18 protein-coding genes are annotated in these 23,717 nt (G+C 72.4%); 13 read left to right on the forward strand and 5 right to left on the reverse strand.

The window, feature by feature from the left end:
* Positions 1-61: 61 nt before the first annotated feature.
* Positions 62-1,429 (reverse strand): ABC transporter substrate-binding protein, encoded by a 1,368-nt coding sequence (locus ORI94_RS07035; RefSeq protein ID WP_266073497.1) that lies wholly within the window; start codon positions 1,427-1,429, stop codon positions 62-64.
* 1,211 nt (positions 1,430-2,640) lie between these two features.
* Here ORI94_RS07035 and ORI94_RS07040 point away from each other — a divergent pair.
* The 5 genes from ORI94_RS07040 to ORI94_RS07060 all read left to right on the forward strand — a co-directional run bounded on the left by ORI94_RS07040 (position 2,641) and on the right by ORI94_RS07060 (position 7,485).
* The gene (locus tag ORI94_RS07040) at positions 2,641-3,573 is read left to right on the forward strand and encodes an alpha/beta hydrolase (protein WP_266073498.1); all 933 of its coding nucleotides are present in this window, start codon (positions 2,641-2,643) and stop codon (positions 3,571-3,573) included.
* Positions 3,574-4,059: 486 nt separating this feature from the next.
* Positions 4,060-5,229 (forward strand): MFS transporter, encoded by a 1,170-nt coding sequence (locus ORI94_RS07045; RefSeq protein ID WP_266073499.1) that lies wholly within the window; start codon positions 4,060-4,062, stop codon positions 5,227-5,229.
* A gap of 745 nt (positions 5,230-5,974) precedes the next feature.
* Positions 5,975-6,394 carry an aspartate 1-decarboxylase gene (gene panD / locus ORI94_RS07050; RefSeq protein WP_266073500.1) on the forward strand — a complete coding sequence of 140 codons (420 nt, stop codon included), beginning with the start codon at positions 5,975-5,977 and terminating at the stop codon, positions 6,392-6,394.
* A gap of 85 nt (positions 6,395-6,479) precedes the next feature.
* The gene (locus ORI94_RS07055) at positions 6,480-6,830 is read left to right on the forward strand and encodes a GNAT family N-acetyltransferase (RefSeq protein WP_266073501.1); all 351 of its coding nucleotides are present in this window, start codon (positions 6,480-6,482) and stop codon (positions 6,828-6,830) included.
* 16 nt (positions 6,831-6,846) lie between these two features.
* Positions 6,847-7,485: an aspartate/glutamate racemase family protein gene (locus ORI94_RS07060; protein WP_266073604.1), complete on the forward strand. Its 639-nt coding sequence runs from the start codon at positions 6,847-6,849 to the stop codon at positions 7,483-7,485.
* A gap of 515 nt (positions 7,486-8,000) precedes the next feature.
* Here the strand turns inward: ORI94_RS07060 and gndA are convergent.
* Positions 8,001-9,440, reverse strand: a complete 1,440-nt coding sequence (gene gndA / locus ORI94_RS07065; protein WP_266073502.1) for an NADP-dependent phosphogluconate dehydrogenase — start codon at positions 9,438-9,440, stop codon at positions 8,001-8,003.
* Between the two features lie 453 nt (positions 9,441-9,893).
* Here gndA and ORI94_RS07070 point away from each other — a divergent pair, with 453 nt between their 5' ends.
* A complete protein-coding gene (locus ORI94_RS07070; RefSeq protein WP_266073503.1) occupies positions 9,894-11,171 on the forward strand; it encodes a transglycosylase family protein in 1,278 nt (425 codons plus the stop codon).
* On the opposite strand, the gene ORI94_RS07075 is transcribed toward ORI94_RS07070, so the two are convergent.
* Complete coding sequence (locus ORI94_RS07075) at positions 11,161-12,399, reverse strand: DMT family transporter (protein WP_266073504.1); 1,239 nt, start codon at positions 12,397-12,399, stop codon at positions 11,161-11,163. The genes ORI94_RS07070 and ORI94_RS07075 overlap by 11 nt on opposite strands.
* Before the next feature lie 369 nt (positions 12,400-12,768).
* Here ORI94_RS07075 and glgA point away from each other — a divergent pair, with 369 nt between their 5' ends.
* The 5 genes from glgA (at position 12,769) to ORI94_RS07100 (ending at position 21,476) form a co-directional block, all read left to right on the forward strand.
* The gene (glgA, locus tag ORI94_RS07080) at positions 12,769-13,920 is read left to right on the forward strand and encodes a glycogen synthase (protein WP_266073505.1); all 1,152 of its coding nucleotides are present in this window, start codon (positions 12,769-12,771) and stop codon (positions 13,918-13,920) included.
* 52 nt (positions 13,921-13,972) lie between these two features.
* A complete protein-coding gene (glgC, locus tag ORI94_RS07085) occupies positions 13,973-15,193 on the forward strand; it encodes a glucose-1-phosphate adenylyltransferase (protein WP_266073506.1) in 1,221 nt (406 codons plus the stop codon).
* 247 nt (positions 15,194-15,440) lie between these two features.
* Positions 15,441-18,068, forward strand: coding sequence for a PA14 domain-containing protein (locus ORI94_RS07090; protein WP_266073507.1), 2,628 nt, complete (start codon positions 15,441-15,443; stop codon positions 18,066-18,068).
* A gap of 314 nt (positions 18,069-18,382) precedes the next feature.
* Positions 18,383-19,804, forward strand: a complete 1,422-nt coding sequence (locus ORI94_RS07095) for a wax ester/triacylglycerol synthase family O-acyltransferase (RefSeq protein ID WP_266073508.1) — start codon at positions 18,383-18,385, stop codon at positions 19,802-19,804.
* Positions 19,805-19,964: 160 nt separating this feature from the next.
* Positions 19,965-21,476: an SDR family NAD(P)-dependent oxidoreductase gene (locus tag ORI94_RS07100; protein WP_266073509.1), complete on the forward strand. Its 1,512-nt coding sequence runs from the start codon at positions 19,965-19,967 to the stop codon at positions 21,474-21,476.
* A 65-nt stretch (positions 21,477-21,541) separates the two neighbouring features.
* On the opposite strand, the gene ORI94_RS07105 is transcribed toward ORI94_RS07100, so the two are convergent.
* A complete protein-coding gene (locus ORI94_RS07105) occupies positions 21,542-21,994 on the reverse strand; it encodes a hypothetical protein (protein ID WP_266073510.1) in 453 nt (150 codons plus the stop codon).
* 477 nt (positions 21,995-22,471) lie between these two features.
* Between ORI94_RS07105 and ORI94_RS07110 the strand changes: the two genes are divergently transcribed.
* The gene (locus ORI94_RS07110) at positions 22,472-22,645 is read left to right on the forward strand and encodes a hypothetical protein (RefSeq protein ID WP_107068403.1); all 174 of its coding nucleotides are present in this window, start codon (positions 22,472-22,474) and stop codon (positions 22,643-22,645) included.
* A gap of 62 nt (positions 22,646-22,707) precedes the next feature.
* The gene (locus ORI94_RS07115; RefSeq protein ID WP_266073511.1) at positions 22,708-23,190 is read left to right on the forward strand and encodes a GNAT family N-acetyltransferase; all 483 of its coding nucleotides are present in this window, start codon (positions 22,708-22,710) and stop codon (positions 23,188-23,190) included.
* Between the two features lie 18 nt (positions 23,191-23,208).
* On the opposite strand, the gene ORI94_RS07120 is transcribed toward ORI94_RS07115, so the two are convergent.
* A complete protein-coding gene (locus ORI94_RS07120; RefSeq protein ID WP_266073512.1) occupies positions 23,209-23,610 on the reverse strand; it encodes a VOC family protein in 402 nt (133 codons plus the stop codon).
* Positions 23,611-23,717 lie beyond the last annotated feature (107 nt).

Consider the following 23,717-nt stretch of genomic DNA (forward strand, 5'->3'; position numbering starts at 1 on the left):
TCCTTGACGAGGGGGGAAAGGACCGGCGGGCGTGTTCCCACGCACCGCCGGTGCCCGTCACTTACTTCGCGACCTCGAGGGACTGCTTCTCCAGGGAGTCCACCGTCTTGGCGTCCGTCTGCGCGAGTGCGTCCTCGAGCGTTCCCTTGCCGCCCAGCGCTCCCGCGATGCCGTCACCCATGAAGCGGTAGGTGTCCGTCATCGTCGGACCGAAGGTCCAGTCCGTGGTGACGTTCTTGGAGGCGTCGGCGAAGACGTCGAAGATCTTCTGGCCGTCGTAGAAGTCCACCGGCTGCTGCAGGGCCTCCAGCTCGAGTCCCTCGGTGGCCGCGGGGTAGAGACCGCCCTCACGGTTGAGGATCTCCAGCGCCTTCGGGTCCGTGTTCAGCCACAGCGCGAACTTCGCCGCCTCGTGGGGGTGCTCGCTCTTGCCGAGGACGGCCGTGGTCGAGCCGCCCCAGTTGCCGGCCGTGTCGTCGCCCGCCGACCACTGCGGCATCGGCGCGACGCCCCACTTGCCGGAGGTCGCCTTGGCGTTGTCACGGATGGTGCTGTAGCCCCAGGCGGCGCTGACCCAGGTCGCCACCTCGCCGTCGTTCCACGCCTTGTAGAGCGCCGGGGAGAAGCCCTGCAGATCGGTCGCGACCAGCTTCTCGTCGATCATCTTCTGCCAGTAGTCCGCCACCTCGCCGGCGGCCGGGCTGTCGATGTCGACCTTCCACGTGTCGCCCTCCTGGGCGAACATGTTCGCGCCCTTCTGCCACAGCATGCCGCTGAACCAGTTCGGGTCCGTCTGCGAGAAGTGCGTCATGTACGCCTTCGGGTCGGCCTTCTTCAGCTTCTTGGCCGCCTCGTAGTACTCCTCCCAGGTCCCCGGGACGGATATGCCGTGCTTCTCGAACAGGTCCTTGCGGTAGAAGAGGGCCATCGGACCCGTGTCCTGCGGCACCGCCCAGACCCCGTCCTCGCCGCCGGACCCGAAGGTCACCTGCGACCAGGTCCACTCGACGAAGTCGTCCTCGGCCTCCTTGACGCCCGCGCACGCGGCGATGTCGGTGAGGCCCTCCTGGAGGCGGAAGCTCGCCAGCGAGTCGTACTCGATCTGGCCGAGGTCGGGGGCGTTGCCCGCCTTCAGGGCGTTGGACATGTTCTGGTACGTGCCGGCGTTGCCGTTCGGGGTCGACTTGACGGACACCTGGATGTCCGGGTTCTGGCGGTTCCACTCGGCCACCGCCTTCTCGACGCCGGGGATCCAGGACCAGTACGTCAGCTTGACCTTGCCCTCGCTCTTCTCGCACGTGCCCTGACCGCCCGAGGCGCTGTCCTCGGCGCCGGAGCCACCGCCGCACGCCGCCGTGGCGAGCAGGGGAAGGGCGGCAAGGGCCACCAGGGCCCGGCGGAGCACGGGGCGTTGGGTCCGCAGTGACATGGCGTCTCCTCAGGTGCGTGCCGCTCTGCTACGTGTCCCAGAGCGGTCGGGGTGCGCACACATTGACTGTTAACGACTCGTAAAGTCAACACAGACCATCGGGAAATCACGGAACCAAACACAAACCGTTATCGACGTCGCAAGGGTGCGGGGCAGTGGTCTCTACCTGCGGGAGTTGGCTTTGCCGATCACGGGACGGGATTGTCGAACGTTGTCAGAAAACGATTCAGTAAATGTGCACAAGCGAACTGCAGGGTGTGTGAGGCGTTGCCGTCGGACCTCTTGGTGGCACCGGCGCACCGTCGGCGGCCCCTTCGGCGCGCCGCCACCCGGAGGGTTCGTTCGACCGGCTGAACGGGGAAATCGCGCCGCGGAGCGGTGCCCCGGACCGGTGGAGCAGCTCCCCTGGACCCGCAGGGGAGGACGGCCGGCAGCGTCACCCCGCGTCGGATGCGGCGTTGCGCTCGTGCATCTGCGCTTCCGTACCGCCCGGGCGCCGCTCGCCGCGGAACCGCGCCCCGCCCTGCCGGACGTGCTCCACCGCCGAACCGGACGGTGAAGCAGGGCGTGCCTCCCGGAAGGCGTTCCCGGAGCGGGCCGGAGCACCCTGCGACGTGTGCGGCAAGCGGCGTGCCAGGACCCCGGTCCCGGTTCGGATACGTGTCCGGTCCCGATTCCCATACGCCCGGTGGTGTCCGGTCCATGGTGTGCGGGACGAGGAGGCGGAGACGGCTCCCTGCCCGAAGAAGGCGCGGCCCGAGCAGCGGCCGGCCCTCCGTCGGTGCCCTGCTCGTCCGCGTGCTGCCGGTGGAGAGCGGCGACTCGCCGAGGTCTCCGTCGCAGGGAGCCGGACGACCCGCTGGCGCTGGGCCGCACGTACGTCAACGAGGGAGTGCCGCGCGTCGAGTGGCGCAACTTCCCGTCCGCGGAGCCGGGACCGAACAAACGGCACGCCGCCCGGGCCGCCGGACGGCAAGGCCGGTTCCGGCAGTTCCACGACACCGCCCCTACCCGGGAACGCGCACGTACCAGGGCGCCCTGCCGTCCGTATACGGCCCGGACGCCTGCCCGATCCGCGAACCACCGTCCTCCTCGACCCCCGCGAGGACACGGTCCACGGCCGACGACACGTGTCAACAGCCGTCGGGCGCCCGGCTCCCCGGCCCGCCCGCGCACCCGCCGTCGGGGAACGAGGAGAGAGGAAACCACTCATGCAGGCAACTCCCCAGTCGTCCACACCCGCCCCGGCGAACGGCCCGGCGCGGCACCGCCGTCGGTTCCGCGGACCGGTCCCGGGGCTCCTCGCGTCCGCGGCGGCGCCGGCCGGTCCGGCGACCGCGCTCACCGGCGGCGCGAACGCCGCCGAGAACCCCCACGAGCGCGGTCCGGCCCCCACCGAGGCCAGTGTGACGGCCACGCGCGCCGCGTACGCCGTCTCCGGGACCAGGGTCTCCCGGTTCCGCGTGTCCGGGTTCGGCGGTGGCACGATTCACCACCCGACCAGCACCGGCGACGGCACGTTCGACGCCGTGGCGATCACCCCTGGAATCACCGCGCGCCAGTCCTCGAACGCCTGGCTGGGGCCGCGGCTCGCCTCCCAGGGCTTCGTGGTGTCCACCATCGACACCAACACCACCTCCGACCAGCCGGCCTCCCGCGGCGACCAGTTGCCGGCCGCGCTCGACCACCTCACGAAGACCAGCAGTGCCGGCAGCCGGGCGGACAGCACGCGGCTCGAGGGCGTGGGCCACTCGACGGGCGGCACGCTGGAGGCGGCCAAGGGCCGCCCCCCGCTCAAGGCCGCCATTGCGCTCACCGCCTGGAACCCGGACAAGAGCTGGCCGGAGATCCGGACACCCGCCCTCGTCGTGGGAGCGGACGGCGACGGCGTCGCCCCGGCCCGCTCGCACTCCGAGCCGTTCTACGAGAGCCTGCCGTCCTCGCTGGACCGGGCGTACCTGAAGCCGAACGACACCGGCCACTTCACGCCGAACGCACCGAACACGACGATCGCGAAGTACAGCATCAGCTGGCTGAAGCGGTTCATCGACAACGACGCCCGCTACGAGCAGTTCCTGGGCCCGCCGCCGCAGCCGAGCTCGTCGATCGCGGAATACCGGGGCAACCGCCCGCACGCCGCGTGACCCCGGCCGACGGGCGGCGCCGCGTGCCGTGCGGGCCGGCCCGGCGCGACCGCTCAGAACGGATATCCCGGATCGTCTCGTCCCCTGCACCACGTCCGCGACCGAACCTTCCACGAGGAGGCCTCGCGCATCCGCAACCTGCCCCGCGTCATGGCCGGTTCATGCGACCTCGCCATCGGCATCCACCGCCGGGACGGACACCAACACCGCCGCCCTCCGCCGCACCGCCCGCGACCACCAGCGGCCTCTCACCGTCCTCGGACTCACCTGACGAACCCGCACACAAGAGCACTCTTCAAAGACCCTGGCATGGTGACCCTTCAGCTCTGAAGAGGGTAAGGGGCTCTGGTGCATCGTTGTTGCCGGGGCCAGTCGGTTCTGTATGGCCGTGGGAGAGTCGGTGCATGCACGCAGTGATTGTCGATCCTCCCCGGAGTCAGCCTGAGGTCCGTGACGTAGCCGGGCCCACGGCGTGAGGGGGAACGTATGACGCTCTCCGCAGGCGGACGGATCGGTCTGGCCGGAGCGGCGGTGGTCGGGGTCGCCTTCGGCATGGCCCGCTACGCCTACGGTCTGACGCTGCCCGGCATCCGGGAGGACCTGGGGCTCTCCGAGCTGCTGCTCAGCCTCATCGCCAGCGCAACGTTCGCGGGCTACCTGGCCGGCCTGCTGCTCGCGGGACGGATCGCCGCTCACCAGGGTTCGCGCGCTCCCACGACCGTGGGCGGGGCCTGCGGCGCTGCGGGAGCGGTGATCGTGACCCTCGCGCAGTCCCCCTCGCTGCTGGCCGTCGGAGTCGTCCTGGCCGGCAGCGCCGGCGGCTGGGTCTGGGCGCCCTACTCCGACATCGTGACCCGATCGGTGCCCTTGCGGCAGCAGCCCGGAGCGTTGGCGGTCATCACGACCGGCACCAGCGGCGGACTGGTACTGCTGGGTGGGCTGGCCGTCCTGGGCGTGGTGGGCTCGTGGCGCCTGGTCTGGGCCGGCATCGCCCTGGCCGCGGTGGCCGCCGCACTCGTGAACCTGAGCCTGGTGCCGCGGACCAGGTCGACCCCACACCCGGAGGAACGACCCGGTGCCTCCTCGCTGGTGGCAGCGCTGCGGGTCCCGGCAGCCTACTCCGTTGTCTACTTCGCGGTCATCGTCATCTACTTCACCTATGCCGCCGACGTCCTGGACCGCGGCACCCTCCCGGCGGCAGCCGTTCCGGCGCTGTATGCGGCCATTGGTCTCACCGGCATGGTGGGGGTGGCGACCGGGGCCCTGGCGCAGCGAGTGGGCAGCTTCCGGGTCGCCGCGCTGTGCCTGGCAACGGTCGGTGCGGCGCTCACGCTGCTGGGGGTGGCCGGCGACTCCCTGGCCGCGACGGCGGCCTCGGCGTGCATCTTCGGTATGGGGTACATGACGGGATCGGCGGTGCTCGCGCTCTGGACCGCCGAGCTGGTACCCGAGCGCGCAGGCGCGGCGTTTATGGCCTGCCTGGTCGTGGGAGCCCTCAGCTCGGTCGCGGCACCGGCCCTGGCCGGTGCGGTGATACCTGGCCTGGGTCTGGGGCCGCTGCTCGTTATCACCGCCGCGGTGTCACTGTTCAGCGCGGTGGTGCTGATGCTGTACGGGTCCTTGCGAGGGGTGGCTGTCGGTGGCACCGGAGCGTGAACACACGGGCCCTGCTTGTGGCCGACGCGCACACCCTGCGTTGTGATGAGCCCGCGTTTCACAACACCTGCGACTGCCGGCCAGAATCGACGCGGACGCCCTGGACCGCGCGGTCGGAGCCTGGCTCGCAAACCGGCAGACCGGATCCGACGGGCAGCCCGAGAACCACACCCGGCCCCTCGCCCTCCTCGGCCTCACATGATCAAAACGGACGACACCGAACTACGCCGAAGCCCTGCCTTGACACCTGCCCTGTGCCACCGCCAAGAGTCACCGGACGAGCCACAGCCATGGTCGTGAGAATCGCCGGTTTGGCTGACCGGTGATCCGCCGCTGTGCAGCCGCGCTGCTTCGGCCGCTCAGATTCATGGAGCTGTGGGCGCCTCCTCCTCTGAGGCGGGATGCGAGGGGTCTGGGCCAGCTGCCCCATGGCGGCGCGTGGCCCGACCTCCGGTCGAGCGCCTTCGCTCCTGACCGCCGTCCAGACCGTCCGCGTGACGGTGATCACGGACGCCCTTCGGGGGGTGCTGCGTAGGCTTGGGGCGTTGCCACGGTGGGGTCCGCGAGAGTGGGCGAAGCCCTCCTCCAGTCACCTGACGGGGCGTCAGCAAAGTCGGCAAGTGGTCAGCATGAGTCCTGAAAAACCTGGGGACGGCCGCCCGAACATGCGACTCGTTGTAGAGTGTGAAAACAGCCCTTGACCTGCAAAAACGCAGGCAGGGAGCCTACTTGTGGGAGTACCCCGATGCTGCGTACCATGTTCAAATCCAAGATCCACCGGGCCACCGTCACCCAGGCCGACCTGCACTACGTGGGATCCGTGACGATCGACGCCGATCTGCTCGACGCCGCTGATCTGCTGCCCGGTGAGCTCGTGCACATCGTCGACATCACCAACGGGGCCCGGCTGGAGACGTACGTCATCGAGGGGGAGCGCGGCTCCGGCGTCGTCGGGATCAACGGGGCCGCCGCGCATCTCGTCCACCCCGGGGACCTGGTGATCATCATCAGTTACGCTCAGGTGACCGACGCCGAGGCACGGGCGCTGGAACCCCGGGTGGTGCACGTGGACCGCGACAACCGCATCGTCGCCCTGGGCGCCGACCCGTCCGCACCGGTGCCGGGGTCGGACCAGCAGCGCAGCCCGCAGGCCGCCACGGTCTGAGAGGCATGACCGGCGCGGCCGGCGCGGACGGTGACAGTCGCACGGTGGCACCCGTGACGGACAGCGGCAGGGACGTGACGTGTTCATGAGTGTCATCGAGAGCCGCGACGGCCGGGCGGCGGGCCGGCTGGAAGCGGTGGCGGGCGAGGGCGGCGAGGCCGTCGGCCGGATCGAGTGCGTCGTCCTCGAATCCCCCGAGCACGCACGCGTGCCGGTGCACACCGCCGTCGAGCCCGCCCACGAGGGCAAGGGCATCGCGGGCTCCCCGGCGGGCGAGCTGTACGCCGTCGCCGCCCGCGAGGAGGTCGTGGTCGCCCCGCTCTGCCCGTACGTCCCCCGGTGGGCCGCACGCCACCCCGGCCGGGCCCCGGCCGTCCCCCCGGGTCCGGTCCAGGCGGCGACGCAGTGGCCGGCGGCGCGCTCCGAGCGCTTCTGAGCCGTTGGACGCCCCCGTGCTCGCCCTCCTGCACACCTCGCCGGTCCACGTCCCCGTCTTCGACGCCCTGCGCGACGACACCCGTCCGGAGCTGGAGCTGCGGCACCTCGTCGACGAGGAGCTGCTGGTCCGGGCCCGTGCGGAGGGGCCCGAGGCCGTGGCCCACGACGTACGGGCGAGGCTGCGGGAGGCCGTCGCCGCGGGTGCTCGGGCCGTGCTGTGCACGTGCTCGACCATCGGCTCGGTCGCGGAGGCGTCGGCCGACCGGATCGGTGTGCCGGTGCTGCGGGTCGACCGGCCGATGGCGCGCGCGGCCGTGACCGCCGGGCCGCGTGTGACCGTCCTCGCCGCCCTGGCGAGCACGCTCGGGCCGACGGCCGCACTCGTAGAGGAGGAGGCACGCCGTGCCGGCCGCCCCGTCGAGGTACGCACCCTGCTGGTCGAGGGCGCCTGGGCCCGCTTCGAGGCGGGCGACCCAAAGGCGTACGTGCGTCAGGTCGCCGCCGCGGCCGACGCCGTCACCGGTGCCGACGTGATCGTGCTCGCACAGGCCTCGATGGCCCCGGCGGAGCGCCTCACCACGACCACCGTCCCGGTGCTGTCCAGCCCGCGGGCAGGACTCGCGGCGGGCGCGGAGAGAGTGGGGCGCCGGTAGCGGTGCCCGGGTCTCCCCCTTCAGACGGGCAGGTGACTGGGGACGCGGCCATCGGGTAGGCGGGGGAGTAGTCCAGGGCCGACACCAGAGCCGACGTAGGCCAGAGCCGAGGCCGACCGACTGGCCGGAGGACACCGCCATGACGCAACCACACCCGGACCCCGCCCCACCCGGACCCGCCCCGGATCCGGTTCCGCCCGGACCCGCCCCGGATCCGGTTCCGCCGGGACCCGACCCGGGCCCGGATCCTCAGCCTCCCCAGCCCCACCCCGACCCGGTCCCGCTCCCGGAGCCGCCCCCCGGCCCGGCGCCGACACCCCCGCCGCCGACGCCGGGCCCGCCCGTCCCCGGTCCGCCGCCGACGCCGGGACCGCCCGAACCGTCCCCCTCGCCGATTCCGCCGGGCCCGGAACCCGTGCCGAACCCGGAGCCGGGCCCGCCGCTCACCTGACGGCCGGCACCGCACGCGGGCGCCCGCCGACCACGTCGCCGGGCGCCCGTCAGGGATCCTCCGCCTACGCGGTGACCTCGCTGCGGTCGTCGCCCCACAGCGTGTGGAACGACCCGTCGCGGTCCGTGCGCCGGTAGGTGTGCGCGCCGAAGTAGTCCCGCTGCCCCTGGGTGAGCGCGGCCGGCAGACGCTCCGCGCGCAGGGCGTCGTAGTAGGCGAGGGCCGCGGCGAAACCGGGGGTCGGCACGCCCTGGCGGGTCGCGGCGACCAGCACCTCGCGCCAGTCGTCCTGCGCGTCGGCGATCTCCCGCGCGAACGTCTCGTCCGACAGCAGGCTCGGCAGATCGGCACGGGCGTCGTACGCGGCGCGGATACGGTCCAGGAAGGCCGCGCGGATGATGCACCCGCCGCGCCAGAGCGCGGAGACCGCGCCGAGGTCGATGTCCCAGCCGTACTCCTCACTGCCCGCGGCGATCTCGTGGAAGCCCTGCGTGTACGACACGATCTTCGACGCGTACAGCGCCTGCTCCACCCGGTCCGCGAACACCGCGGCCTCTGCCTCGCCGAGCGGCGCGGCCGCCGGGCCCGCCAGCCCGCGCGAGGCCTCGCGCAGCGCCGCGTGCCCCGACAACGAACGCGCGAACACCGCCTCCGCGATCCCCGACACCGGCACGCCCAGATCGAGCGCGATCTGCACCGTCCAGCGGCCCGTGCCCTTCTGCTCCGCCTGGTCGACGACCACGTCGACGAACGGCTTGCCCGTGGCCGCGTCCACGTGGGAGAGCACCTCGGCCGTGATCTCGATCAGGTACGAGTCCAGCCGGCCGGTGTTCCAGGTACGGAAGCTGTCCGCGATCTGCGCCGGCGTGTACCCGGCGACATCGCGCAGCAACTGGTACGCCTCGCCGATCAGCTGCATGTCGGCGTACTCGATGCCGTTGTGCACCATCTTCACGAAGTGCCCGGCGCCGTCGGGACCGACATGGGTCACGCAGGGCGCGCCGTCGGCCGCCTTCGCCGAGATCTTCTCCAGCATCGGACCCAGCGACTCGTACGACTCCTTCGAGCCACCCGGCATGATGCTCGGTCCGTTGAGCGCGCCCTCCTCGCCACCGGAGACACCCGTGCCGACGAAGTGGATGCCCTGCTCCCGCAGCGCGCGCTCACGGCGCCGGGTGTCGGCGAAGTGGGCGTTGCCACCGTCGATGATCATGTCACCGGGTTCCAGCAGCGGCGCGAACTCCTCGATCACCGCGTCCGTCGGCTCACCGGCCTTCACCATGACGACCAGCCGCCGCGGACGCTCCAGCGCCGCCACGAACTCCTTCGCCGTCCCGGCCGCCACGAAGCCGCCCTCGTGCCCGAACTCCTCCACCAGGGCGTGCGTACGCGCCGCCGTCCGGTTGTGCACCGCGACCGTGTAGCCGTTGCGGGCGAAGTTGCGCGCGAGGTTGCGGCCCATGACCGCGAGACCCGTGACGCCGATCTGCGCTGAACTGCTCATTGGGTTGACTCCTAGTGACCTTGGTATCGGTACTGCCGGGATGTCGGTGCTGCCGGGGTGCGGTGCTGCCAGGGCGCCGGTGCTGCCGGTCGCTGCCCGGCCGGCCCCCGTCGACCATTCTGACCATCCTGACGTGCCGTGACCGCGTCCGCACACGCGGGTCGTACGACATCCCGCCGCCCCATACGGGCGGGAGCCCTCTTCGTACTCATCACCCGTCCGCGCCCGTGTACGTACGCTCCGGGCTCGTCCGGGCCCCTCCGGCACACGCGTACGTGCCCGGCGTACGCGCCGCGCCCGGCCGGGAGCATGCCGAGCGACGGCGCCAAGCGGAGGGCAACGGACGAAAAGTACCGGCCACTTGGCGCATCCGCGCGGCTGATAGCCGTCTTGTCACGGCCAGTTCGCAACGCTTACTTTGGCCACTTCTGACGCGTTGTCGAGGGGGGCTCCATGGCCGTGCGCGGTCGGCATCGCCGGTACCAGCCGAACAGGATCAACCGGGCCTCGCTCACCGTCACCGCGGGTGGTGCCGGAATGGCGCTTCCCCTTCTGGGGACCGGGGTCGCCGAGGCGGCCGACGTGGACACGTGGGACAAGGTCGCCGCGTGCGAGTCCAGCGACGACTGGGACATCAACACGGGCAACGGTTACTACGGCGGACTCCAGTTCACCCAGTCCACCTGGGAGGCCTTCGGCGGCACCCGGTACGCGCCGCGCGCGGACCTGGCCACCAAGGACCAGCAGATCGCCATCGCCGAGAAGGTCCTGGACGGCCAGGGACCCGGCGCCTGGCCGGTGTGCTCGCAGCGGGCCGGACTGGCCCGGGGCGGTGACGCCCCCGACGTCCGCCCGTCCGCCGGCCGCTCCGGCAGCACCGACGCGAAGAGCGACGCCAGGTCCGACGCGAAGGCAGGCGGCAACAACGGCACGGGCACCGCCACCACCGTCGAGGACGTCAAGCCGCAGAACACCCCCCAGTCCCGCGCGGGCCGCGCCGAGATGTACCTCGTGGTCCACGGCGACACCCTCTCCGGCATCGCGGAGGAGGAGCGGGTCCGCGGCGGCTGGCGCGGGCTGTACGACGCGAACAGCGCGACCGTCGGCACCGACCCCGACCTGATCCTGCCCGGCCAGCGGCTCACCCTGCCCGGCGGGAAGGCCGCACCGGCCCGCTCCGCCCCGAAACCCGCGGACACGGCCGACAAGAACAAGAAATCCAGGAGCAGGACACCGGAGAAGAAGGCTCCCGAAAAGAAGGCCCCCGAGAAGAAAGCTCCCGCGCAGCGCACCGAGGAACGGGCGGACCGCGCCACCCAGAAGAGCGGCACGCACGTGGCCCCGGTCGCCGCCCCCCTGGGCACGCCGTACCACCAGGCAGGTTCCTCCTGGTCGAAGGGCTACCACACCGGTGTCGACTTCCCCGTGCCCACCGGCACGTCCGTGAAGTCGGTCGCGCCGGGCACCGTCGTCAGCGCCGGCTGGGAGGGCTCGTTCGGCTACCAGGTGGTGGTCCGGCACGCCGACGGCCGCTACAGCCAGTACGCGCACCTGTCGGCGATCTCGGTGAGGAGCGGCCAGTCGGTCGCCGCGGGCCAGCGCATCGGCCGGTCCGGCTCGACGGGCAACAGCTCGGGCCCGCATCTGCACTTCGAGGTGCGGACGGGGCCCGGTTTCGGATCGGACATCGACCCGGTCGCCTACCTGAGGGCGGGCGGCGTCAGGATGTGACGCGCGTGCGGTGCCGGTCCGGCACGCGCGTCGGGAGGTACGGGCCGCCGTGGAAGGGCGCGTACGCGAACACCGGCGGCGACGGCCTCGCGGCCCCGACCACCGCCCCCACCGCCGGGGAGCGGCCCGCGGCGGCCGGGGCGGGCACCCGCGCACGTACGTCCCGGGCGAGCTCGGAGTGCAGCAGCCGCTCGACGGAACCGGACAGCGAATCGGCACCCGCCGTCCTCGGGAACTGCCCGGCGGCCGCCATTCCGGCCATCGCGACCTCCACCGCCGGAGTGACCGGGCCGGCAACCGCACCACCCGCAGCCGCCGGGGCGACCGCAGTGACCAGGGAAGACCTCGAGCCGACCGGCGCCACCGGGGAGTCCGCCCCGGCGCTCCCCGCCTGCTGCTCGCGGGCCAGCCGCTCCGTCGTCAGCAGGATCAGACCGCCGGCCGCCACCACGCCGCAGCTCAGTGCGAGCGCCGTGCCGGTCGCGCCGTAGCGGAAGGTCTCGCCGAACATCGTGAGGCCGACCGCCGCCGCGACCACCGGGTTCACCACCGTCAGCGTGGCCAGCGGAGCCGCGAGTCCGGCGCCCCGGTAGGAGGCCTGGGAGAGCAGCAGGCCGGCCGTGGCCAGCACACCGATCACCGCGAGGGACGGCACGTCCCCCGCCGAGACGCCGTCGGCCCAGTCCACCGCCACGGTCTTGGTGAAGACGGACGACATGCCGAAGGCGATACCGGAGGCGACGGCGAGCAGGATGCTGCGCACCGCCGGGTGCCGCTGCGCGGTCCGGGCCGCGACCATCAGGGCGACGACCGCGACGGCCGTGGTCAGGGCCACCACCACCCGCCGGCCGGTGTCGAGGGACTGCGCGTCGGACGCGCCGACCAGGGACAGCAGACCGGCGAGACCGACGGTCGCCATGAGGGCGCCGCGCCACGCCGTCGCTCCCGCCCTGCGGCCGACGAACAGCGCCGCCATCGGCAGCGCGAACACGATCGTCAGCGCGCCCAGTGGCTGGACCACGCTCAGCGGGCCGTAGGCGAGCGCCACCACGTGCAGCAGACCGCCGAGGCCGTTCAGCGCGACCGCCGCCCACCAGGCCGGCCGGCGCAGTGGCGCGTACTGCTCACCGGGTGAGGAGACCGCGACCCGCTCCTGCACGATCGCTCCGCCCGCGTACGCCACGGCGGAGACGAACGACAGCAGCACGGACAACGCGAGGGCGCTCATCGGCAGCTCCTCTGCGGGAGACCGGGGCGCCGGCCCCGGCGCGGCGAACAGTCGGCTTTCATGGACAACACGATGCCTTTTCCCGGTGCTCCCGTCGTCGTCCCTGAGCACCCAATGAGTCCTACTGCCGATGGAGTACGAAGCCGCCCCCGTCATCCCCTGGGTGGGTGCCCGGGAGGAGGACGGGGCGGACGGACCCTGACGGCCTCCCCCAGGGGGCTCCGTACCGGCGTCCCCGCGGTTCCCCGGGCACCGCGGAACACTCCGCGGCACCGCCCGGTTCCGTGGTCTGGCCCGGGACGCTCTTCCCCGGGCGCCCGGTCTGGGTGACCATGGGGGGCAACGTCCTTTCAGACAGGGGGTCCGCGGGTGCGAGTGGGACTACTGACCCGGGAGTACCCCCCGGACGTGTACGGCGGCGCGGGCGTCCATGCCGAGTTCCTGGCCCGGGAACTGCGCCCCCTGGTGGACCTGGAGGTGCACTGCTGGGGCGAGGGCCGCACCGACGGCGTGCGGCGCCACCGTCCCTGGACCGCCCTCGACGGCGCCAACGACGCGCTGCGCACCTTCTCCGTGGACCTCGCCATGGCGGCGGCGCTCGAGGGCCGCGAACTCGTCCACTCCCACACCTGGTACGCCAACCTCGGCGGTCACCTCGCCAAGGAGCTGTACGGCATCCCGCACGTGATGACCGCCCACTCCCTGGAACCCCTGCGCCCCTGGAAGGCCGAACAGCTCGGCGGAGGGTACGCCCTGTCGGGGTGGGCCGAGCGCACCGCCGTCGAGGCCGCCGACGCGGTGATCGCCGTCTCCGCCGCCATGCGCGAGGACATCCTCGGCTGCTACCCGGCCCTCGACCCGGCCAGGGTGCACGTCGTGCACAACGGGATCGACACCCGGCTGTACCGGCCCGACCCCGGTACCGACGCGCTGGACCGGATCGGTCTCGACCGGTCCCGGCCGTACGTCCTGTTCGTCGGCCGCATCACCCGGCAGAAGGGCGTGCCCCAACTGCTGCGGGCGGTGCGCGGCATCGATCCGGCCGCGCAGGTCGTGCTCTGCGCGGGCGCCCCCGACACCCCGGAGATCGAGCGGGAGTTCCGCGAGCTGTACGAGGAACTGAGCCGGGTGCGCGCGGGCGTGCACTGGATCCCGCAGATGCTGCCGCGCCCCGAGGTGGTCCAGCTGCTCACCCATGCCGCCGCGTTCGTGTGTCCGTCGGTGTACGAGCCGCTCGGCATCGTCAACCTGGAGGCGATGGCCTGCGGCACCCCCGTGGTCGCCTCGCGGGTCGGCGGCATCCCCGAGGTCGTGGAGGACGGCGTGACCGGGGTGCTCGTCCCCGTGGACGACGCCTTCGAGCAGGGCCTCGCGCGGGCTCTGGACTCCGTCGTCGGCGACCCGGAGGCCGCCCGGCGGATGGGCGGGGCCGGGCGGGAGCGCGCGGTCGGCGAGTTCGGCTGGGACGCGGTGGCCCGCCGTACGGTCCTGCTCTACGAGGAGATCCGCAAACAGGCTTAGCGGCAGCCGCCCGGGGGCATGGATGGGTAAATTCGGCGTGAGGGGAGCGGCCGTGCGTCGTGGTGGTCCTTCGGTCCTGGGAATCGTGCTGGCGGGCGGCGAGGGCAAACGTCTGATGCCCCTGACCGCCGACCGCGCCAAGCCGGCGGTCACCTTCGGCGGCACCTACCGGCTGGTCGACTTCGTCCTGTCCAACCTGGTCAACGGCGACATCCTGCGGATCTGCGTGCTGACCCAGTACAAGTCGCACTCGCTGGACCGGCACATCACCACCACCTGGCGGATGTCCAGCCTGCTCGGCAACTACGTCACCCCCGTCCCCGCCCAGCAGCGGCTCGGTCCGCGCTGGTACCTGGGCAGCGCGGACGCCATCCTCCAGTCGCTGAACCTGGTGTACGACGAGCGGCCGGAGTACGTGGCGGTGTTCGGCGCCGACCACGTCTACCGCATGGACCCGCGCCAGATGCTCGCCCAGCACATCGAAAGCGGTGCCGGCGTCACGGTGGCGGGGATCCGGGTGCCGCGCGCCGAGTCCTCCTCCTTCGGCGTGATCACCCCGGGCCCGGACGGCCGGACCGTGGAGCGTTTCCTGGAGAAGCCCACCGATCCTCCGGGCCTCGAGGGCGACCCCCAGCGCGTCTTCGCCTCCATGGGCAACTACATCTTCACCACCAAGGCCCTCGTCGAGGCGCTCCAGCGGGACGCCGAGGACGAGCACTCGGTGCACGACATGGGCGGCTCGATCCTGCCCCAGCTCACCGAGCGGGGCGAGGCCTGTCTCTACGACTTCAGCTCCAACCACGTGCCCGGCGAGACCAGCCGCGACCAGGGCTACTGGCGGGACGTCGGCACACTGGACGCCTACTACGAGGCCCACATGGACCTGATCGCCGAGCGCCCCGCCTTCAACCTCTACAACCGGCAGTGGCCCGTCTACACCCACTCCGGCCAGCTCTCGCCGGCCCGGTTCAACGCCGGCGGCATGGCGGGTGAGTCCATCATCAGCGCCGGCTGCCTGATCCGCGGCCAGGTCACCCGGTCCGTGCTGTCACCGGGTGTGGTGATCGACCAGGAGGCCGTGGTCCAGGGCTCGGTACTGCACGACAACGTGCACATCGGACGGGGCGCGGTGGTGCGCGGTGCCGTCCTGGACAAGAACGTGGAGGTACCGCCCGGCGCGACCATCGGCGTCAACCCGGAGCGGGACGCGGAGCTGTACACGGTCTCCAAGAGCGGGGTGATCGCCCTCGGCAAGGGACAACTGGTGCCGTAGCGCCCGCGCCCGTCGGCAGGACGGGTGCGGTGGTACGGGAGGGACGGGCCCCGGTCGGTGCGACCACCGGGGCCTTTGTCATGTCCCTGGACGAGCGGCAGAAACCGTGCTGTTATGCCAAGTGCTGTTTGTGACAACGTTGTACAGCCACACACAACGCACAGAACAGAACACCGAGCACGCGAACCGAGCACTGAGCACACGAACCGAGCAGAGAGCCGTCACCTTCCTCACAGACGGAGGATCCGTGCGCATCGGACGACTCAGAGACCGTTTCACCCTGTTCCTGGCCGCCGCGCTGGGAGTCACAGGGCTCACCGCCACCGGCCCGGCCGCGACCGCGGCCGAGGACGACCCGGTGGAGATCCACGGACTGAAGGGCGAGTACTACACGCAGTCCGCCTCCGGCGCCTTCGACTTCCACGAACTCAAGGCCACCGCCTTCGACCCGCACCTCGACTTCGACAACCTGGAGCCGCGGCTGAACTTCACCACCGGCCGGTCGGACGACGTCAGCGTCCGCTGGACCGGGAAGATCGTGCCGGAGGAGACCGGCGCGCACACCTTCTCGATCATCGGGGACAACGGCTTCCGGCTGTGGGTCGACGGCCGGCTCGCCATCGACCACTGGGTCGACGACTGGGACCGCGAACAGAGCGCCGAGCCGATCGAGCTGACCGCCGGCCGGGCCCACGACATCAAGGTCGAGTACTTCGAGCACTACGGCGGCTCCAACCTCCACCTGCGCTGGACCGAACCCGGCGGCACCAAGGAAGCCGTACCGCAGTCCGCGTTCCGGCTGCCGGACGGCTTCGACTACGACGGCGCCCTCGCCGCCACCGTCCTCGGATCCGGACGCACCCTGAAGCTCGACTTCCCGCGCCCGCTCGCCGAGCCCCCGGCCGGACTCACCGACCACGTCGACGCGGTCATCGGCGGTGCGCAGTGGCCGCTGACCGGCGCCGAGCGGGACCCGGCCGACCCCAGGGCCCTGCTCGTCACGCTCGGCGAACCCGTCGTCGGCAACAGGACGGGTACCGCGCGCGGCTCCGCCGACGTCCGCTACGACGGCCGGGGCGGCCTGGCCACCGCCGACGGCGACCCCGTGGACGCGTTCATGAGCAGCGGGCCCAACCGCTCCACCCACGAACTCGCCACCGAGTGGGCCGACGAAGTGGGCCCGGACAACGCCCTCCCCGAGTACCCGCGCCCCCAGCTCACCCGCGACCAGTGGCGCAACCTCAACGGGCAGTGGCAGTTCGCCGCAGCCGAGGAGGGAGAGCAGCCGCCCGTCGGGAAGACGCTGGGGGAGCGCATCCTCGTCCCGTACCCGGTGGAGTCCCAGCTCTCCGGCATCCAGCGGCACGAGGACCGCATGTGGTACCGCCGCACCTTCACCGTCCCCCGCGACTGGCGCATCGGCTCCGGCAAGCGGCTGCGGCTGAACTTCGGCGCGGTCGACTGGCGCTCCGAGGTGTACGTCAACGGCACGAAGGTCGCCGCCCACGAGGGCGGGTACGACAAATTCAGCGCCGACGTCACCGACGCGCTGAAGCCCGGCCGCAACCAGGAACTCATCGTCGGCGTGTACGACCCCACCGACGCCGCGAACGGCGAGAACCCGCCGCTCGGCAAGCAGCGCCTGGACCCCAGCGGCATCTGGTACACGCCCAGCTCGGGCATCTGGCAGACGGTCTGGATGGAGCCGGTCGCCCGTGATCACGTCGACTCCCTGAAGCTGGTGCCCGACGTGCCCGGCGAACGGCTCACCGTGGAGGCGGCGGGCGTCCGCGACGGCGTACCCGTCAGGGCGACCGCCTACGACGGACGGCGCAAGGTCGCCACGGCGACCGGCCGCACCGGGGGGCCGCTGGACCTGAGGATCGCGAACCCGCGGCTGTGGTCCCCCGACGACCCGTTCCTGTACCGGCTCGAGGTGACCGTCGGCGCCGACCGTGTCGGCAGCTACTTCGGGATGCGCTCGATCGCCGTCGAGGAGATCGACGGGGTGCCGCGTACGGTCCTCAACGGCGAACCGGTCTTCCTGATGGCCACCCTCGACCAGGGCTTCTGGCCCGACGGTCTGCACACCGCGCCCACCGACGAGGCCCTCGCGTACGACCTGCGCGTGCACAAGGAGCTCGGGTTCAACTCCGTGCGCAAACACATCAAGGTCGAGCCGGACCGCTGGTTCTACTGGGCCGACCGGCTGGGGCTGATGGTGTGGCAGGACATGCCCTCCATGAGGGCCGGGGTGCACCCCGACGCCTCCTCCCGAGCCCGCTACGAGCGCGAGATGAAGCAGATGATCGACGAGCACCTCAGCAGCCCGTCCGTCGTCATGTGGGTCACCTTCAACGAGGGCTGGGGCCAGTACGACGTCGGCCGCATCGCCGAGCAGGCCAAGGCCTGGGACCCGTCGCGCCTGGTCAACAACCAGTCGGGACTCAACCTCGGCGCCGACGGCAACGCCGGCGACATCATGGACGAACACGGCTATCCCAGCCCGGCGCTCCCGCCGGGCCCGGACGGACGGCGCGCCCTGGTCACCGGTGAGTACGGCGGCCTCGGCCTCGCAGTGCCCGGTCACGCCTGGGCGGTCCAGCAGTCGTACGTCGACGTCGACCCGGAGACCTACACCGAGGACTACCTCACCAAGCTCGACGAGGTACGGGCCCTGGTCTGCCGGGGCAGCAACGGCGCCGTGTACACGCAGATCTCGGACGTGGAGGGCGAGCTGAACGGCCTGCTCACCTACGACCGGCGCGTACTGAAGCCGGACGTCGCCCGGGTGAGGGCCGCCCATGACGCCCTGATCCGGGACGCCTCGCGCGCGCGGCCCGCGGGGTGCCCGGCACAGGGCGCCGCGAGGTGAGCGGCTCCTCCGGCGGCCCGCACCCGTCCGGGTGGCGTTCGTCCCCCGGGTGCCGCTGCGGGTTCCACCCCGAAGGGCGCGCCGGATGTCGCCCGGTACGGCTTTCCGGGAAAGCCTTCTGACGCTCCGTCGGGAGGTCCCGCCCGTACGGCGGTGATCCCGTCCGCCCTCCGGACTCCGCCCCTCCCGCCGGACCGGCGGGAGGGGCGGAGACGTAATCTGATGTTAACTGTGTGTGGCGGGATCGTACTTGACCGTAATCGGTCACGGACGGTTGACTGCTGGTCCCCCCGTCGTCGACGCGAGGCAAGCCCGTGAACGCAGACCCGCTCGCTCCTCTCGACCTGGCGTTCTGGAACATCGAGTCCGCCGAGCACCCCATGCATCTCGGGGCCCTCGGGGTCTTCTCGGCCCGTTCGCCCGCCGCGGCCGCCCATGCCGCGGATCTGCTCGCCGCCCGCGCCGCCGCCGTGCCCGGCCTGCGCATGCGCATCCGCGACGTGTGGCGGCCCCTGGCCGCAGGCCCCTCCTCCCCGTCGGCCCTGTGCCGCCCGTCCGCCACCGCGCTCGGCGCCGCCCTCCGCCGGCCGCTCGGCTCCGCGCTGCGCCAGACGCTCGCCTTCGGCGGCGCCGAACGGGAGACCGACCCCGGCTTCGACCCGCTGAACCACGTCCGGCTGCACGCCCCCGCCGCCGACTTCCACGCGGCGGCGGGCCGGCTCATGGGGCGCCCCCTGGAGCGCACCCGGCCGCCCTGGGAGGCCCATGTGCTGCCGGGGGAGGACGGCGTCTCCTTCGCCGTCCTGTTCAAGTTCCACCACGCCCTCGCCGACGGACTGCGCGCCCTCACCCTCGCCGCGGCCCTGATGGACCCGATGGACCTGCCCACCCCCCGGCCGAGCCCCGCCGCACCCCCGCGCGGACTGCTCCCGGACGTGCGGGACGTGCCCGGCCTCGTCCGCGGGGCCCTGTCCGACGCGGGCCGGGCCCTGGACATCGGCGCCTGTGTCGCCCGCTCCACCCTCGACGTGCGCTCGTCGCCCGCGCTCACCTGCGAACCCAGCGGCACCCGCCGCACCGCCGGGGTGGTCCTCGACCTCGACGACGTGCACCGGATCCGCAAGAGCGTCGGCGGCACCGTCAACGACGTGCTGATCGCCGTCGTCGCCGGCGCCCTGCGCCGCTGGCTCGACGAGCGCGGCGACGGCAGCGAGGGTGTCGCCCCGCGCGCCCTCGTCCCCGTCTCCCGGCGCCGTCCCCGCACCGCACACCCTCAGGGCAACCGGCTCTCCGGCTACCTGACGAGGCTTCCGGTCGACGAGGCGCGACCGCTCGCCCGTCTCGCCCTGGTGCGCACCGCCATGGACCGCAACAAGGACGCGGGGCCGAACCGGGGCGCCGGCGCCGTCGCCCTGCTCGCCGACCACGTTCCGCCGCTCGGCCACCGGCTCGGCGGACCGCTGCTCGGCCAGGCGGCCCGGCTCTGGTTCGACGTCCTGGTCACCAGCGTGCCGCTGCCCGGCTTCGGACTGCGGCTCGGCGGAGACCCGCTCGGCTCCGTCTTCCCCTTCGCGCCGCTCGCTCCCGGACACTCCCTGGCGGTCGCCGTCTCCACCTACCGCGGACACGTCCACTACGGACTGGTCGCCGACGGTACCGCCGTGCCCGACCTCGAGCGGCTGGCCGCCGCGGTGACCGCGGAGGTGGAGACGCTCCTCACCGCGTGCGACGCCTGACCGGCCGCCGCCGAGCCCACCACCGCGCCCCTCACCGTCCGCGCCCCCGGCCGCAGGCCGGTACGGGTTTGGCGCTGCGGCCCGGTGCTCCGTAAAATCGCCCGTTCGACAGCGGGCGCGACCGGAGCGCCGCCACGGCAGACCAGGAACGGCAACGGCGATGACGGTGACAGAGGACGGCCCCCGGGCCACGGACACGGTGGCTCACGGGGACACCGTGGCGCGCGAGGACGTGGTGGCGCACGGGCCCGGCATCGACCCGGAGCGGCTGGCCGTGTGCCTCGACGTGCTCGCGGAACTCGACACGATCGACGTCGACCACCCGGACGCGATCACGGTCCGCCGCGCCACCTCGCACATCTACCGCATGGTCAAGCAGCGCCGCCGCCAGGAGCGCCGGGCCGCCAAGAGCGCCCACGACAAGGCGGTCACCGAGGCCACCGCCACCGGATCCGCCGAGCGCATCGACGACGAGACGGAAGGCATCCTGCCCTCGTCCCGCACCGAGGAGGGCACGATCGCGGGGATACTCCAGCGTCCCCGCTCCTGCTACATCTGCAAGCAGCGGTACGTCGAGGTCGACTACTTCTACCACCAGCTCTGCCAGAAGTGCGCCGCCGAGAACCGCAGCCGCCGGGACGCCCGCGCCGACCTCACCGGCAAGCGCGCGCTGCTCACCGGCGGCCGGGCCAAGATCGGCATGTACATCGCGCTGCGGCTGCTGCGCGACGGCGCCCACACCACCATCACGACCCGCTTCCCGAACGACGCCGTTCGCCGCTTCAAGGCGCAGCCCGACAGCGACCAGTGGATCGACCGGCTGAAGATCGTCGGCATCGACCTGCGCGACCCGGCCCAGGTCGTCGCGCTCGCCGAGTCGGTGTCCGCCGCCGGTCCGCTGGACATCCTGATCAACAACGCCGCGCAGACCGTACGGCGCTCCCCGCAGGCCTACAGCGAGCTGGTCGCCGCCGAGTCCGCGCCGCTGCCCGCCGGTGAGCTGCCCGCCGCCGAGGTGATCGGCGGCTTCGGCTCCGGCGCGGTGGCCGAGCTCCCGGTCGCGGGCTCCGGTGCGCTCACCGCGCAGGACGTCACCGGCCTCGCCCTGGTCTCCGGGTCGGCCTCCCTGGAGCGGATCGCGGCGGGCACCGCGATCGACGCGGGCGGTCTGGTTCCGGACCTGCACGACACCAACAGCTGGGTGCAGACGGTCGAGGAGGTCACCCCGGTCGAGCTGCTCGAGGTCCAGCTCTGCAACTCGACGGCGCCGTTCCTGCTCATCAGCAGGCTGCGCCCGGCGATGGCGGCCGCCGCGGCGAAGCGGACGTACATCGTGAACGTCTCCGCCATGGAGGGGGTCTTCGACCGCGGCTACAAGGGGGCGGGCCACCCGCACACCAACATGGCCAAGGCCGCCCTGAACATGCTCACGCGTACCAGCGCCCAGGAGATGTTCGACAACGACCGTATCCTGATGACGGCCGTCGACACCGGCTGGATCACCGACGAGCGGCCCCACCCCGACAAGATCCGCCTCGCGGACGCCGGCTTCCACGCCCCGCTGGACCTGATCGACGGCGCGGCCCGCGTCTACGACCCCATCGTGCGCGGCGAGGCGGGCGAGGACCTGTACGGCGTCTTCCTGAAGGACTACGCGCCCGGCAGGTGGTGACGCGGCCGCCCGGCACCCGGCACCCGGCACCCGGCACCCGGCGCCCGGCGGAGGCGGTGGGGGAGTCAGTCCACCGCGCCGAGCCTGGAGTTGCGCGCCGCCAGCAGCTCCAGCACCGTGCGCCAGTCCTCCAGGACCCCGGCGTCGAAGCAGGCGGTACGGGCCTCCTCGTCCGCCGTGCGCAGGGCGAGAAGGTCGTCCTCCTCGCCCTGGAGACCGTGCCGGGGCCGGCGGCGGACCAGTTCCGCCACCCGCTCGCCGAGCAGCGCGCGCACCGCGTCCGCGGCCCGGTCGGCCCGTGCGGCGGGTTCGCCCGGCTGCAGCAGCCGGCCGACCGGCAGGACCAGACCCGCTGCCTGAAGCTCCTTGTCGGCGGGGCGCCTCCGGCGCAGCAGCGCGGCGGTGCGCAGGGCATGGCCGTACGCGTCGACCGGGGCCCCGCCGGGAACCGGGACGTCCCGGGCGCCCCGGCAGGCGTACAGCAGGTCCATCAACTCCTCGACACTGCGCAGCTCCATGCGCCGGTCCTCCTGGAAGACAGCCGTTCTGCCGTACGGCAGAACACCATGACGAGCTTGCGGGCCGGCCAACAGGACCTGAACTGCGCCGTGGCCGTGCGGCCTTCTCGGAGACGTGGACACCCCTGTAACCCGGTCGAGTGATCGGTTGCAGCGGCTCCGACAGTGAAATAGCGGCATATGGGGGTGGAGCGAGTGCGGTCCGGCAGGAGATCGTTACATCGAGTTTTCAGCCCCATCGAGCAGGGGTCCGCTCATTTGGCTAGTCTGAGGCGGACGGGCAGCAGTAAAGGGTCCTACCCACACCCACCGGTCCGTCATGGAACACGCCGCTTCACAACGGCCTGCTCTCCTACGATCAACCGGCGCCACCGCGTCCGAACGGCTTTCCCATCATGCCCGAGCGGACGTACGACGCAGGCGCGGCAGGACCGGCGCGGCACGTCCCGAGGGTGACCGACACATAAGGAGTGCGCGGTGACACCGGAGAAGACCAACGCGGAGCAGCCCGTCAAGGAACGCCCCGAGCGAGCGGGCCGTCCGGCCGGCGAGCTCGGCAGCCTCGACGTGTGGGCCAGGTCGGCCCCGATCCGCCTGGCGGGCTACGAGGACGACCTCGCCGAGCCCCATATCCTGCCCAGCGTCGACTGACACCGGACCCGCCCCCCGCCCCGCGTGACCGCCGGGTGCGGGAGCGTGCCAGACTCGCGTCCATGCCGATCAGGGAAGCAGTCGCCGACGACTGGCCACGCATATGGCCGTTCTGGCACCGCATCGTCGCCGCGGGCGAGACGTACACCTGGGACCCGGACACCTCCGAGGAGGCCGCCCGGGCCCTGTGGATGAACCCGGCGAAACAGGTGTACGTCGTCGAGGACGGCGCCGGAGCGGTCGTCGCCTCCGCCTACCTCACCCCGAACTACGGCGGTCCGGCGGCCGGGATCGCCAACGCCGGCTTCATGGTCGACCCCGACCACGCCGGCCGGGGACACGGCCGCGCCCTCGCCGGGCACCTGCTGGAGGAGGCCCGCGCGGCCGGGTACCGGGGCATGGTGTTCAACGCCGTCGTCGAGACCAACCCCGCCGTACGGTTGTGGACCTCCCTCGGTTTCACGGTCCTCGGGACGGTCCCCGGGGCGTACGAGCACCCCCGGCACGGACGGGTCGGTCTGCACGTCATGTACCGGGCGCTGTGAGCCGGCCGGCGGTCCGGCTCAGGGGCGGGCGCAGGGCCGGGTCATGATCTCCAGGTTGTGGCCGTCCGGGTCGTCGAAGTAGGCACCGCGACCGCCGAAGAGGTGGTTGATCCGGCCGGGTTCGGTGTGGTGCGGGTCGGCGTAGTAGGTGACCCCGACCGCCTCCAGGCGGGCGATCATCGTGTCGAACCGGTCCTCGGGGACGAGGAACGCGTAGTGCTGCGGCTGTATGGGCTCGTCGCGCTGCTCGTAGTAGTCGAGGGTCACGCCGTTGCCCAGGTCGACGGGCAGGAACGGGCCGAAGGGGGCGCCGACCTCCAGCCCCAGGACCACGGCGAGGAACTCCGCCGACAGGCGGCGGTCGCGGGCGAGGACGACGGTGTGGTTCAACTGGACGGTCGTGGTGGATGTCTCGGGCATCGCTGTCTGGTCTCCGGGTGTCGGTTTCCGTCGGGGACCGCCGCGCGGGGCGCGGCGGGGAGCGGGAGGGGAACGCGGAGAGGAGGGCGGGGCGCGGGAGGAGCGCC

The sequence above is a fragment of the Streptomyces sp. NEAU-W12 genome, assembly GCF_026242095.1.
Classification (GTDB): domain Bacteria; phylum Actinomycetota; class Actinomycetes; order Streptomycetales; family Streptomycetaceae; genus Streptomyces.